The sequence below is a fragment of the Photobacterium ganghwense genome (assembly GCF_017329545.1).
Taxonomy (GTDB): Bacteria; Pseudomonadota; Gammaproteobacteria; order Enterobacterales; family Vibrionaceae; genus Photobacterium; species Photobacterium ganghwense.
In genome coordinates, this window is record NZ_CP071325.1 from 1,591,234 (window position 1) to 1,605,256 (window position 14,023).

General features: G+C 48.9%; 9 protein-coding genes. 5 read left to right on the forward strand and 4 right to left on the reverse strand.

All coding sequences use genetic code 11. The features are described from left to right. Nucleotides 1-162 precede the first annotated feature (162 nt). Complete coding sequence (gene hrpA, locus FH974_RS07415; protein WP_107193868.1) at nucleotides 163-4,077, forward strand: ATP-dependent RNA helicase HrpA; 3,915 nt, start codon at nucleotides 163-165, stop codon at nucleotides 4,075-4,077. 189 nt (nucleotides 4,078-4,266) lie between these two features. Here the strand turns inward: hrpA and FH974_RS07420 are convergent, their stop codons facing one another. Beyond that, nucleotides 4,267-5,571, reverse strand: coding sequence for an inosine/guanosine kinase (locus tag FH974_RS07420; protein WP_047885377.1), 1,305 nt, complete (start codon nucleotides 5,569-5,571; stop codon nucleotides 4,267-4,269). 228 nt (nucleotides 5,572-5,799) lie between these two features. Then, the gene (locus FH974_RS07425; RefSeq protein WP_047885378.1) at nucleotides 5,800-6,498 is read right to left on the reverse strand and encodes a DUF2786 domain-containing protein; all 699 of its coding nucleotides are present in this window, start codon (nucleotides 6,496-6,498) and stop codon (nucleotides 5,800-5,802) included. 175 nt (nucleotides 6,499-6,673) lie between these two features. Here FH974_RS07425 and FH974_RS07430 point away from each other — a divergent pair, with 175 nt between their 5' ends. Next, nucleotides 6,674-7,645, forward strand: a complete 972-nt coding sequence (locus FH974_RS07430; protein ID WP_047885379.1) for a hypothetical protein — start codon at nucleotides 6,674-6,676, stop codon at nucleotides 7,643-7,645. Between the two features lie 149 nt (nucleotides 7,646-7,794). Here the strand turns inward: FH974_RS07430 and FH974_RS07435 are convergent, their stop codons facing one another. Next, entirely contained in the window at nucleotides 7,795-8,274 is a 480-nt protein-coding gene (locus FH974_RS07435; RefSeq protein WP_047885380.1) for a DUF411 domain-containing protein, read from the reverse strand. A 1,089-nt stretch (nucleotides 8,275-9,363) separates the two neighbouring features. Here FH974_RS07435 and FH974_RS07440 point away from each other — a divergent pair. After that, nucleotides 9,364-9,720 (forward strand): helix-turn-helix domain-containing protein, encoded by a 357-nt coding sequence (locus FH974_RS07440; RefSeq protein ID WP_047885381.1) that lies wholly within the window; start codon nucleotides 9,364-9,366, stop codon nucleotides 9,718-9,720. Nucleotides 9,721-9,984: 264 nt separating this feature from the next. On the opposite strand, the gene FH974_RS07445 is transcribed toward FH974_RS07440, so the two are convergent. Further along, nucleotides 9,985-10,623, reverse strand: coding sequence for a phosphatase PAP2 family protein (locus tag FH974_RS07445; RefSeq protein ID WP_242551864.1), 639 nt, complete (start codon nucleotides 10,621-10,623; stop codon nucleotides 9,985-9,987). 293 nt (nucleotides 10,624-10,916) lie between these two features. Between FH974_RS07445 and FH974_RS07450 the strand changes: the two genes are divergently transcribed. Together FH974_RS07450 and FH974_RS07455 are read left to right on the forward strand one after the other, a co-directional pair. Beyond that, nucleotides 10,917-11,885, forward strand: a complete 969-nt coding sequence (locus FH974_RS07450) for a Gfo/Idh/MocA family protein (protein WP_207103630.1) — start codon at nucleotides 10,917-10,919, stop codon at nucleotides 11,883-11,885. Between the two features lie 544 nt (nucleotides 11,886-12,429). Then, entirely contained in the window at nucleotides 12,430-13,986 is a 1,557-nt protein-coding gene (locus FH974_RS07455) for a BCCT family transporter (RefSeq protein WP_047885383.1), read from the forward strand. Nucleotides 13,987-14,023 lie beyond the last annotated feature (37 nt).

Sequence of the window (14,023 nt, forward strand, 5' to 3'; positions counted from 1 at the left end):
AGTGCAATCTGAACAAAATCCTGCTTTCAAATGTTGCCGACAATGTCAATGTTTAGCCGGTATAGGTTATAACGGATCCCCGTTTACCTGTGTTTTCCGTAACCTCGGTGATTTATGGTAGAATTCGCTCAGAACTACCAAGCTGATTTAGCAGGACTTCTTTTGACTCAGTCAACCACTTCTCAGAAAGACGTTTTGAATAACGAAAATACGCTAAAAGCTGCTATCAACGACTGCATGATACGCGACCGTTTCCGGTTGCTGAAACGGGTGCAGGGCGCAGCAAAGATTAAGAACGAACAAGCCCGCCACGCGGTGTTTGACGAAATCGCGATGGATATTGCCAAGTCCATGCAAGTGGCTCAGCTGCGTGCGGCGCAACGCCCGACGATTCGCTATCCGGAACAGCTGCCTGTCAGCCAGAAAAAAGACGACATCGCCGAAGCCATTAAGCACAACCAGGTGGTAATTGTCGCCGGTGAAACCGGTTCGGGTAAAACGACCCAGCTGCCGAAAATCTGTATGGAGCTGGGGCTGGGCACCAAGGGGATGATTGGTCACACCCAGCCACGCCGACTGGCTGCCCGTTCGGTTGCGAGCCGTATTGCAGAAGAGCTGGAATGTGAACTGGGCTCTTACGTGGGTTACAAAGTTCGATTTAACGATCAGGTTTCCGACCGCAGCCAGATTAAGCTGATGACGGACGGTATTCTGCTGGCTGAAATTCAGAATGATCGTTTCCTAAACCAGTATGACACCATCATTATCGATGAGGCGCACGAGCGTAGCCTGAATATTGATTTCATCATGGGTTACTTGCGCGAGCTGTTGCCGAAGCGCCCGGACCTGAAAGTCATTATTACCTCTGCGACCATTGATCCGGAACGCTTCTCTAAGCACTTCAACAACGCACCGATTATCGAAGTGTCAGGCCGGACGTATCCGGTGGAAGTGCGTTATCGTCCGATCAGTGAAGAGAGTGAAGATAACGACCGCGATCAGCTGCAAGCCATTTTTGATGCCGTCGATGAACTGTGTGAGGAAGGGCTGGGTGACATCCTGATCTTCATGAACGGTGAACGTGAGATTCGTGATACCGCGGAAGCACTGGAAAAACGTAAGCTGCGGGATACTGAAATTCTGCCGCTGTATGCCCGTTTGTCTGCGGGTGAGCAAAACCGGGTGTTCCAGTCGCACACCGGCCGACGTATTGTTCTGTCGACCAACGTGGCTGAAACCTCGCTGACCGTACCGGGTATCCGATATGTAATTGATCCGGGGACAGCCCGAATCAGTCGCTACAGTTACCGTACTAAAGTACAGCGCCTGCCGATTGAACGCATTTCACAGGCGAGTGCCAACCAGCGTAAAGGCCGTTGTGGCCGTGTGGCTGAAGGTATCTGTATCCGCCTGTATTCCGAAGAAGACTTCCTGTCGCGTCCGGAATTTACCGATCCGGAAATTCTGCGTACCAACCTGGCTTCCGTTATTCTTCAGATGACTGCAATCGGGCTGGGGGATATTCAGGCATTTCCGTTTGTTGAAGCGCCGGATAACCGCAATATTCAGGACGGTGTTCGCCTGTTGGAAGAGCTGGGGGCGATCAATGCGCAGGCCAAAGATCCGCGCAAACGTCTGACCGCAATCGGCCGTCAGCTGGCCCGTTTGCCGATTGACCCGCGTCTGGCCCGAATGGTACTTGAAGCACCGAAGCAGGGAGCGCTGCGTGAGGTGATGATCATTGCGTCGGCACTGTCGATTCAGGATCCACGTGAACGCCCGATGGAAAAACAGCAGGCATCGGATGAGAAGCATCGTCGTTTCTACGACAAAGACTCCGATTTTGTGACCTTCATTAACCTGTGGGACTACGTACAGGAGCAGCAGAAAGCGCTGTCCGGCAACCAGTTCCGCCGCCAGTGTAAGAAAGATTACCTGAACTACTTGCGGGTTCGTGAGTGGCAGGACATCTACTTCCAGGTACATCAGGTTGTCCGCGAGCTGGACCTGAAGATGAACTCACAGGAAGCCAGTTATGACGGTATTCATACTGCATTACTGTCCGGGATGCTGTCTCATATTGGTCTGAAAGATCAGGAAAAGAACGAGTATCAGGGAGCGCGTAACGCACGCTTTAACATTTTCCCGGGCTCCGGCATTTTCAAGAAACAGCCGAAATGGGTCATGGTCGCGGAGCTGGTTGAAACCTCAAAGCTATGGGGCCGCATTGCCGCCAAGATTCAGCCTGAATGGGTAGAGCCGCTGGCCGAGCACTTGCTCAAACGCAGCTACAGTGAACCTCACTGGGAGAAAAAACCGGCTTCGGTATCCGCTTTTGAGAAGGTGACCCTGTACGGTATTCCCATCATCGCCAAGCGTAAGGTGAACTACGGTCGGATTGATCCTGTGTTGTCCCGTGAGCTGTTTATCCGCTCGGCACTGGTCGAAGGTGACTGGGAAACGAAGCACAAGTTCTATCAGCAGAACCGCAAATTGTTGCTGGAAGTGGAAGAGCTGGAGCATAAATCCCGTCGCCGTGACATTCTGATCGACGATGATGCGATGTTCGAGTTTTATGACCAGCGCATTGACCACACTGTGGTTTCCGGTCGTCACTTTGACACCTGGTGGAAAAAGGCATCGAAAGACAATCCTGAACTGCTGAACTTTGAACGTGAAATGCTGTTCAAGAGCGATGCCAGCCATGTAACGGATCTGGACTACCCGAACTTCTGGCATCAGGGGAACCTCAAGCTTAAGTTGAGTTACCAGTTTGAACCGGGTGAAGATAGTGACGGTGTCACGGTTCACGTCCCGCTGCCGATTCTGAACCAAGTGGAAATGGAAGGTTTCGACTGGCAGATCCCGGGTCTGCGTCAGGAGCTGGTGGTGGCTCTGATTAAGTCTTTACCCAAACCGGTGCGCCGCAATTTTGTGCCGGCACCAAACTATGCCGATGCTTTCCTGGCCCGTGTTGATGCAATGGCAATGCCGCTGCTGGATGCGCTGGAGAAAGAGCTTAAACGCATGACTGGCGTGACGGTTTTGCGTGAAGACTGGAATCTTGAACAGGTGCCGGATCACCTTAAGATCACTTTCCGTGTGGTGGATCATCGCAACCGCAAGCTGCGTGAAAGCAAGGATCTTTACAGCCTGAAAGATGGCCTGAAAGAGAAAGTGCAGGAAACGCTGTCTAAAGTGGCGGATGACGACATCGAGCAGGAAGGTCTGCACACCTGGAGTTTTGGCAAACTGCCTGAGTGTTATCAACAGAAACGTGGCGGCTTTGAAGTAAAAGCCTACCCGGCGCTGGTGGATAACAAAGATTCCGTCGGAATCAAACTGTTTGAGACAGAAGAAGAGCAGCGCACAGCCATGCAACAGGGTCAGCGTCGTTTGATTCTGCTCAATGTGCCGTCGCCGATCAAATATCTGCACGACAACCTGCCGAACAAATCAAAACTTGGCTTGTACTTTAACCCGTATGGTCGGGTGTTGGATCTGATCGACGATTGTATCGCCTGTGGGATCGACAAGCTGATTGAAGAGAAAGGCGGCCTGGTATGGGAGCCGGAAGCGTTTGAAGCACTGAAAGAGCATGTCCGCGCTGAGCTGGGTGATACCGTCGTAGAGATTGCCAAGCAGGTGGAATCTATCCTGACAACGGCATTCAACATCAACAAGCGTCTGAAAGGGCGGGTTGATTTGACCATGGCGTTTGCGTTGTCTGATATTAAAGCGCAGATTGAAGGGCTGATCTTCAAAGGCTTTGCTACGGAATGTGGCTGGAAGCGTCTGCCGGATATTCTGCGTTACATGAAGGCGATTGAGCGTCGGATGGAAAAGCTGCCGATTGACCCGAACAAAGACCGCATGCATATCATGAAGATTGAATCGGTTGTGTCGGACTACAAAGAGCTGCTGAACAAGATTCCGAAAGGTCAGCCTGTTCCGGAGAAAGTGAAAGAGATCCGCTGGATGATTGAAGAGCTGCGTGTCAGCTTCTTTGCGCAGCAGCTGGGGACGCCATATCCGGTATCAGATAAGCGAGTGCGTAACGCCATTAACGAATGTTAATCGCCAACGCGTGCTAACAGATGAAAAACCGGAGCCATGCTCCGGTTTTTTGTGCCTCAATATCAAAAGCACCAACCAAAATGGCATGTTTTCGTTTGTGTTTCCGCTTTGGCGATGGAATCTCTCATAAAAAAACGGAGCTTATTAGCTCCGTTAGTCAGTCTGTAAGTCAGATTGTAAAACGCGGGATTAACGCTCCCAGTATGCTTCTTCCAGACAGTCTTCACGCTCAGGTAAACCGCGAGACAGGCGCGGCGCATGTTGCGTCAGCACTTCATAGCTGACACGGTTAGAGTACTGACAGATTTGAGAAAAAGAGGAATATGTCAGGAACTCAGCCACATGCTTACCGGAATTCGGTACATTGACTTTGTGATAGCGGTTGGCAGACATGTCGTGCAGCAGCGCAGATAGCGCGGCATCACCGGCACCGTTGGTGTTTTTGATCTCAACCGGGCCACCCAGGTAAGGTGCGATGTGCGAGTATACGCGAATTGGATTTTCACACGTTTCACGTTTCATTGGACGGCTGAATTCGTACTTGTTGAAATCAGCAATGCGGCCAGGCAGGATAGGCAGCGTTGATTCACGCTTCAGGGCATCCTCGGTATAACCGGCCATGTAAAGGCCAACCGGACCAGCTGTACACAGAACCAGATCAACCCACTCCAGCGCTTTGTCCGCAGCCAAGAGGGGATCTTTCTCGCCAGTCAGGGCTTCAGCTTCTTCTTCGTTCATCGCCACACAAGTGACGTGCTCTTTCAGAAACTCAATCCACCAGTCTTGTTTGCCTTCGATGACGTATTTTGTGCCCAGCGTCAGCACAACAGGCACATCGTACTTCTTGGCGTATTCAATGGCTTTCAGCGCAGAGTCTTTCATTGGGTCTGTCGGCTTGCCGCGAACCAGATAAGATGAAAGCACCAGGGCTGATGCATTTTCGAATGCACTTTCCGGCACAAATTCCGGACGAAGCTGGTTCATTTCACCTTCATTGATCGCAAAGGTACGTTCACCGTCTTCAGTGATCAGGGTGTAGCAACGACCGATAGGCCCATTAACCGGTTGCAGGTAATCCAGATCCATACGACTGGAGGTATTGCACAGGTAGCGGTAAGCGTAAGAACCAATTTTTAGATCCTGGCTCATAACACCCAGCAGAATTGACTTGTCGTCAGCCAGAACAGAGTAGTTGTGCAGCGTGTTACCAATGGTATCACCCGGGTACTCGTGGCTGATCAGATTACGTTCTTTCAGCTCTTCGTACAGTAATTCGGCTTTGTCTTCGGCAAGAACCAGAGAGTGACCTTTACTCAGGTTATGGCGAGCCAGAAAGGCATCATCAACTCGAGCTTCGATATCAACAATGGTTTGGCCAACCCCCACCAGGTGGGTTCGTGATAGCGGATTTTCTTGCTGGATTTGAGCTACTAATGGATCGCGGGCATTGACAGGGAAGTAATGCTTTGACTTACGCTGACCAGGGAATTTCATGTATGGGGCTATCAGTTAGAGAAAATTTTGTTTCATTCTATCATAAAAATGCGATTCACATCCCATATTGTGATGTGTTGATGACAGCGAACGTTCTTTTGCTCACTTTTTGCTCGGGCTAAAGCCGGCTTATGCATCCACATTTCTATAACTGCCTAGTTTGCAAACAAAAAAACAGCCGTAAAAACGGCTGTTTAATTGAAAGCGAAGGCGTAATTTACCCCAGCTTTACTGAGAAAGCAACTTAGGTTCGAAGGCTTTGGTACCGGAAACAGGACGATTCACTGAAATGGAGCGGCCTTTCTTCATGCCTTTTTCATAATCGTCGGTTAAACCTTTCATCGCTTCCTGTAACTGCTGTTTGAAGGTTTCCCGATCCAGATTTTCGAACTCTTTATCGATGAAGTTAGTCATGCGTGAATCGTGATCATCATCGGTGTTGAGCTCCGGTAATTTCTCCAACGCTCCTTCAATCCAGCCAGCCAGGAAAGAGGAAACACGGCGGTTCACCTCGGCGCTGCTGGTTCCCGAACCCTGAAAACTGTTACGGAACTGACCGGTTTGCTGATTCATTTCGCGGTAAACCACATCAAAGGCAAAAGCGGCAAAAATGGCACGCTCGGCCAGACCGATAAACTCGGCCTGCTTTAAGCCCTTGTGGTTGGTCAGGACGCATTCCACACCAAAGCGGCGGTTAATACCGCGAATGATTTTCAGAATGGTCTGGCTGATATCTGCCGGGAGCAGGGTGGCCGTCTTGGTTTTACCCATCTGGATGAATTCGATATCGTCCTTGTCCAGCCCGTATTTCAGCATCAGACGATGAGCCATTTTGATAGCTTGAGCGGCTTCGTTGACATTGGCAGAGTTACCCAGCTCTAGGCATTTCGCAATTTTTTTCAGCGCCTTTCGCTTCTGTTCTGACATTCGATATCACCCTGATTGAAAAAAGGCCGATATTTTAACGTGAAGCTGGCATCAGCACAATTATCCTCACTCAAAACAGCGGCTGGAATGGTAAAAGAAGAGGGAAAATCAAAGCACTGCAACTTATCGTGAGTTGGGTATAATGAAAGACACGTTTTCGGAATCAGTGTAAATCATGACGTTATCTTATCAAGCGATTGATATCCCCTTCGAATATCGCCATACCTGCTGGTTTTGCGGCGAGCCGTACTATGAGTCGTTCGCCTTCATGCCTTCGCCGAACTATGACAATCAGGCGAGCCCGGTTCTGGTTCCCTGTTGTGAAGAGTGTTACGGGTTTTGTCGGACGATTAAGGTGAGTGGCCTTGATTTGTTGCGGGACAAGGTAAAAGAACAATTACATAAAAAATACCAAAAACACCTGCAAATCGGGGTGAACTGGACAAAAGAAGAGCTTGAAGCGAGTGAGTTTGAGGGTAAAGCCCTGGAAGGTTTTCGGGAAAGTGCCTGGAAGATGTTCGAAATTGCCAAAGGGCGAGTGAATTATCAGGGCTGGCCGCTGGCGATTGATGGTCAGCCTCTTGAGCCTCTGCATGGACGGTTCCATGTCCAGTTTGATGGTATTACTTATACCAGCCTGAATCAGGCTATTGTTCAGTTGGCCAAGGCGTACGATATACCACAACCGTATCTTGAAGCGGTTGTGGAGGTGGTCGGCCGGGATCGCCTTGCGTATGCGATTCGCTTTGCCAAAACCACCTATGGTTATTCCACCGCGGAAAGGGAAGCCAGTATCGCCAGCCTGAAGGCGCTGCTGGCTGAAGAAGAAGTGCTGGCTCAACCAGTGGCGAATGCCGAAGGTATACAGGTCGCGGTAGGGGAAATCAAAGAGCTGATCCTGCATCGCACGTTGATTCCGGCACATGCGACGCAATGGATTCTGGAGAAAGGGATAACATCTCTGGCGCAGCTGGCTGAACATGAAGACACGTTTTTTGAGCACTTTAATCAGGATTCAGAACTTACGGCGTTTACCTATTTTACCGCAATGCAGATTTATCTGGAGCAACGTGAGATTGACCCGTTATGGGCCGATGAGCAGGATCCGAATCGGGCGCTATTCGAGCGACTGCAGCATAATAAATAGCTTTTCTCGCGCTAACGTTATCCCGGAATTGCCATACATCGACCTATAAAAACAGGCGCCAGAGCGCCTGTTTTGTCATCGTCCGTTGCTGATCATCATGTAGCAATGAACGGGGTCTTTAATCGCGGTCTTAAACCACTGTTTTTCGCTTACTGTACCCGGTTATGTCTGGCCCAAATCTGGGTATTGCCATCTTTATCGAAGGCAAGTACATCGTAAGCATCTTTTTGATCCCCATACTCCATGCCCGGTGAGCCCATCGGCATTCCTCCGACAGCAAGACCAATGAAGTTAGCCGGCTTTTCTTTCAGGAAGCGTTGAATATCTTCTGCTGGCACATGGCCTTCAAACGTGTACCCCTCAATGACTGCGGTATGACACGATGCATACTCTGGACGAATCCCTTTATCAATTTTTATCGGGGTCAGGTTTTCTTCAAAAACGACATCCAGCTTGAAGCCGTTGTCTGCCATGTGCTTCACCCAGTCTTTACAGCACCCGCAATACGGGGACTGATAGTTAGTGCCGGTAATGGGCGTTTCGGTAGCGTTAAGCTCAGTGGCGGAAACAGAGGGGGTAGCCCATACGAACTGAGTCAGCGCAAGAAAAAGCATAAAACGGTATTTCATAGTCATTATCCTGTTATCGGTATTCGTGCTCAGCCGGTCTATCAAAATACGCCATGTATCGGCTGTTCAGCCGGCTGAATGGTAAAAGGGTTGGCTGCTTAAAGAACTATTAAATTAGCAGCGAGCGGAGTTAACCGCCGATTTTGTCACAGATGATGAGAATGAAACCGTAGCAGGAGGCCGAAAAATCTGGCGGCTAAAAGAGGTCGGTGAACCGGCAATGGCCGTCAGCAAAGAAGATGTTTGATTTTCCAGCAAGGGCAAGGTGGATACCAGAATGGCAAGCATTGCCGTGCTGCCGACATGGCATTGTCCCGAAAGGCATTTTTCGGAGATGCAGCCCTTCGAAAGGCAGTGGCCGGTAGCATTGAACGTGGAAAAACCCGCCACTTCAGGGCTTAGAGCAATGTTACCAGATGTACTGCCGCAACAGGGGTCTGAAGGCGTAGACGTCTGATCTGATTGATTGGAGGACTCATGCAAGGTAACGGGCATGGCTGTGGCACTACGTTCGCCCTGACAGCAATCCATGCTAACAGCGGAATACAGGTGTGTGTTATTCGCCACACTGCGGGATAGGCCCGGTAGCGAAGTTAGTAACATCAGTATGGTAATACCAAGAGCTATCGCTCTCTGAAGGAAGCCTCTTTGGATAAAGACACTGTTCAGGGAGTGACTTTGAAGGAAAGCCTTTCGGAAATAGGCTACTGGGAGACGGCCAAGATGGACATTGCCTTCTCGAAAGCATGCTCGCTGACTGCTCATCATTTACCCACTATATCCCATTGCTTAAACCTCACTCCATAACCACAAGTATTTTGTGTTTATGGTTTTGTGATTATAGCGATCGCTGTTGAGGTCACTCAACAAAAATATGACGAAACGTACCTGGTTTCTTGAAACTGAAATCTTCTAAGTAATTGTCTGAATGATAAGGCAGTTTAGAATGATAGTCTTTACTACGCTTGTAAGCCTTGTGTGATATAGATTCGATTGACATTAACACTGACTTTTTTCTGACAAACTATCGTGTTCTATACGCTTAAATAAGTGCAATTAAAAAGTACAAACGCTAGGACATTTTTGGGGATGCAATATACAGAACAAGACCGTCAGGTACTTCATGACACATGGATGAGTTATAAGGCGAAGATGCGTGTCACACAGATCGAGATGGCCAAAAAGCTGGGTGTCAGCCAATTGATCTTTTCTGACATTCTACGTGGCCGCGAGCCGCTGGAACCTCGTTTTGTTAATCAGTTTTGTAGTTATATCGGGGTTGACCCGATGTTGACTTTGCCGTCACTGAGAAATCAGATTGGCAACAGCATGCCGAACTCCGTGACGCTGACCAACACATTCATCGTTGATGGTGATATTAAAAGTGTGCGTTACAACGGAAATCAGGTTGTGGTTGAGTACGTTCACAGCGTTGATCTCCACTGATAGCCTTGCCTGTTTGCGATCTTGTTTATCTCTGGATGTTAGATGTTGTTAACATCAGATATTGATAAGCATCGTATCCGCATTAACAGAAGCGCACAAAATAGCCCTCATTGATGAGGGCTTTTTTGATTCACGGGTTTCATCCTGAGTAGCCTCTGTCGCGGCCCTTTTGTCGGTAAACCGTACTAAACGGGGCGACTGGTACTCAGATGCTTGCCTACGATTCAGATGTGAGCCATTACAGGGTTAAACCAATATATTCGGTTAATTTTTCTCATCATCGACTGGCCATTCCGGCACACACAGATACAAAATGGCTGCGCAGAACAGGGCCGCCATTAAATCTGTCGGCCAGTGCATGCCCAGCCAGACCCGGCTGATCCCAACACCTACCCCCCAGGTGATGACACCTGAAGCAGGCAGATAGTGTCTGCGACGCAGGAAAAATCCACCCCAGAATGTCACACATGCAGCCGCAAAAATGGTGTGGCCGGACGGAAAGGAGTAGTTGGTTTCTGATTTCCAGTGATCCGTCCGCCAGTGGCTGACACGGTTACCGGCTTCTTTAATGGCTGTCTGCTGTTGAGATTCATCCATCTGATAAAAAATGTCCGGAGACTCAACAATACCGAGTGCCTGAAGTTGATAGGTGTACGGGCGTGGTATCTCGGTAATATGCTTGATGGCTGTTTTGGCAATCATGCACAGCACCAGGAAAAGGGTAAATTGGATGCCAATTTTTATGATGTGTTGCTTGGGCATTTTCAATATTACCGGCGCTGACATCAGAATGATTACTGTCACGGCAAACCCCGGATTACCGGCAGAGTCAGTAATAAGGGTAAAAAACAACCCGATTGCATTATTGACTGAACCGGTCAGCGTTGCCTGAGAATAAAACATCAGCACGCCAGACAATAACGTTGCGAAAAGAATAAGGGCAATGTAGCCAGGTATTTTCCGGCTGAAAAAATTACGTGGAGACATGATTATAAAGTCGCGAAAAAATAAGACATAAAGTGTAGCAAAGGACTCTTAAGATAAAGTAAAGATTACGTCATTTAACATGCAATCCCAATGAGATAGGTTATCTCTTACTCAGGTGTTGGTGCCGTGTTACCGCTATGCTGGTAGAGTGCTGGTGCGCTGTTGGCGTCGAGTTGGCAGCCTGATAAAAAATTGTTTAAGGATAAATCATGAAAATTGCGCTTATTGGCCTGGGTGATATCGCGGTAAAAGCACATTTACCGGTGTTGAGCCAAATCAGTGAGGTGGAGTGGGTGCTGTGCACCCGAAACGTAGGGACGTTAACGCAACTCGCGGCAAGATTTCGGATCTCAGAATATTATACCGATTACCGTGATCTGATTCGTTGCGGCATCGATGCAGTCATGATTCACAGTGCTACTTCCTCGCATTTCGAGCTGGCTTCGTATTTTTTGAAACAAGGAATGCCAGTGTTTGTCGACAAGCCATTGGCGGATAATTTTGCCGATTGTGAAGCGTTACATGATCTTGCGGAATCACAGCAACAGCCACTGTTTATGGGATTCAACCGCCGCTACATCCCTTTGTATTGTCAGGAATTGCCAGGGTATGCACTACCGGGAACAGCTGTTTGTCATGCCGAAGCTTCGTCGCTCCGTGCGCTTCGTTGGGAAAAACACCGCTATAACCTGACAGGCGAGCCGCGTACTTTCATTTATGACGATTTCATTCACCCGCTCGACAGTGTTAACTTGCATGCCGATTTGAAAGCTGATGACCTGATGGTAACCACCCAGTTTGATGTGAATCAGGCAGGGGCATCATCGATGCGTCTTGCTCGGGTTGATGTTCAGTGGCAGCGAAAAAACACCCTGTTTCAGGCCAGTATGAATCGCCAGCATGGCATGACTTGCGAACATATTAGTGCCGATTATCAGAACATGAGTTTTCGGTTTGAATCATTTACCGAAGGGCGTTGTTGGAGGGAAGGAGCAGAGCGGACGGTTCGGCAGCCTGACTGGACGCCGATGCTGGCATCGAAAGGTTTTGAAGCAATGGCGCACCACTGGCTTACCGTGGCAGAGCAGGGTAAACAGCCATTGGCTATCACGCAGCGAAATTTTCACTCTCACTGGCTGGCCGAACAGGTTTTACGTAAAGTGCAGCCTAGCCTTTAATGACAAAAGTGCCAACGTATAACCCACCTCCTCACACTTGGCTGATTCGCAGCTATCAATTTTCCCGGCCATTGGCCGGGTTTTTTGTTTCTGCACTTTCCTGTTTCTGCACTTTCTGTTTCTGTGCTTATTGCTCCAGTAATTTTTGCATCAGTTTTTTTGTATCTGAACGCTTTGCTACTGCGTGCCACTTCTTTTTGAACAGAAGCAAAATGAAACAGCGTAGAAGCCTGACATTTGCGGAAACAGATCAGCTTAAAACGAGTGGTTTTCAGGCTGTGTAAATCATCGAAAAGGCTATGAACACTAAATATATTTTGCTGGAATTTTATTCTCTTAAAATTATGTTGTTTGAGTTCAAAATATTTTATGGGGTTGGGTGGTGTTATAGTAACTTACTAAATTACTTGGTTATTTTTGTTCTATAGCTTGATTTGTTGGTGTGATCTAAGCGCTAAATAAAAGAATATTAAGAAATATTTCACTGGAAAGTACTGTTTTGAGCTGTTAAGGTGCCGCCCCTCACACAAACCGTGAGAGTAATATGCACTTCAATACCCCTAAAGGTAGCGATAAAAATGTTTTAGTTCTAACGATTGGTTTCTTGGGGCTGTTTCTTGTTTTTTCGCTGTACGATCTCGCCCTCGTCAGTCGATTGATTGAGGCATCTTTTGCATCTGCAACTGAAATCTTCGGCCCATTGTGGCAATGGTTAATGGTTATCAACTTTGGTCTGGCAGTGCTTATCGCTGTCAGTCGATTTGGTAAACTCCGGATGGGAACAGCGGCGAAACCGGATATCGGCACATTTCGCTGGCTGGCCATGATTATGTGTACCTTGCTGGCCGGTGGTGGTGTCTTTTGGTCGGCGGCTGAACCTATCTACCACTTCATGACTGCGCCTCCGACGTTTGACGGTGTGGATGCACTCTCATCGTCTGCTGTTGATGCAGCTCTCAGTCAGAGCTTTTTACATTGGGGATTCCTTGCCTGGGCGGCTCTGGGAACGCTTGCCACCATTGTGCTGATGCATGCTCATCATCAGGGAGGGCTGAAGCTCAGACCTCGTGCGCTGTTGTATCCTCTGGTTGGCGATAAACTGGAAAATCACTGGCTGGGTTCTGTGATCGATGCCTGCTCAATTGTCGCGGTGGCTGCCGGAACAATAGGGCCTATTGGTTTTCTGGCCTCACAACTCGGTTACAGCCTCCAGGAAGTCGTGGGACTGGCAAACGATACTTCGACCCAATTGAGTATTCTGGCCGTCGTGGTTGCGATTTATTCGATCTCGGCCTTCACCGGAATGGATAAGGGTTTGCAATGGTTAAGCCGCTTTAATGTGGTAGGCGCTTTTGCATTGCTGGCACTGATGCTGAGCCTGGGTCCGACCGACTTTATTCTGGCGCATTTTGGCAGTGGTTTTGCTACCTATCTGCAAAACTTCACCACATTAAGCACAAACATCAGCTCTCCTGGCTGGAACCAATGGTGGACGTGGTTCTTCTGGGGGTGGTTTATTGGCTTTGCGCCGATGATGGCGATTTTTATCGCCCGGATTTCTGAAGGGCGAACTGTGCGTGAACTGGTGATGACCGTTGCGATCATTGCCCCTGTCGTGACCAACTTCTGGTTTACCGTTTTGGGCGGGACCGGTATCAGTATTGAACTCAGTTCCCCGGGCAGCATTTCCGGTCCGTTGACGGAATCGGGTCTGCCAGCGGTATTGTTGGCAACACTGGCACAATTGCCGTTTAGTGACTGGATTATTCCTGCATTTCTTGTGTTAACGACCACTTTTGTTGTCACAACCGGAGATTCCATGGCTTACTCGATTGCCATGGTGGTATCCGGCGACAGCCAGCCATCAAAAGCGCAGCGACTGTTTTGGGCGGTTACAATGGGCGTAATAGCGGCGGTGTTGCTTCTGGCAGGCGATGGCGGGCTCAATGCCTTACAATCATTTATCGTCATTACAGCCGTACCTGTTTCTTTGTTGGTGGCCGTCAGTCTGATCACCGGTCCCTTAACCTTGCTCGCGATGCAGGAGACAGATCGCCAGTCGCCAAAGCAATCAGTCCAGATTGTCTCATCGGTACGCTAAATCAGTATTAGCGGTATCACCGGCAACACGTTTTGAT

Excerpts from the sequence above, each read along its gene's own strand:
- FH974_RS07420 (WP_047885377.1), bottom strand. The coding sequence starts at position 5,571 with ATGAAATTCCCTGGTCAGCGTAAGTCAAAGCATTACTTCCCTGTCAAT.
- FH974_RS07425 (WP_047885378.1), bottom strand. The coding sequence starts at position 6,498 with ATGTCAGAACAGAAGCGAAAGGCGCTGAAAAAAATTGCGAAATGCCTA.
- FH974_RS07430 (WP_047885379.1), top strand. The coding sequence starts at position 6,674 with ATGACGTTATCTTATCAAGCGATTGATATCCCCTTCGAATATCGCCAT.
- FH974_RS07435 (WP_047885380.1), bottom strand. The coding sequence starts at position 8,274 with ATGAAATACCGTTTTATGCTTTTTCTTGCGCTGACTCAGTTCGTATGG.
- FH974_RS07440 (WP_047885381.1), top strand. The coding sequence starts at position 9,364 with ATGCAATATACAGAACAAGACCGTCAGGTACTTCATGACACATGGATG.
- FH974_RS07445 (WP_242551864.1), bottom strand. The coding sequence starts at position 10,623 with ATGTTTTATTCTCAGGCAACGCTGACCGGTTCAGTCAATAATGCAATC.
- FH974_RS07450 (WP_207103630.1), top strand. The coding sequence starts at position 10,917 with ATGAAAATTGCGCTTATTGGCCTGGGTGATATCGCGGTAAAAGCACAT.
- FH974_RS07455 (WP_047885383.1), top strand. The coding sequence starts at position 12,430 with ATGCACTTCAATACCCCTAAAGGTAGCGATAAAAATGTTTTAGTTCTA.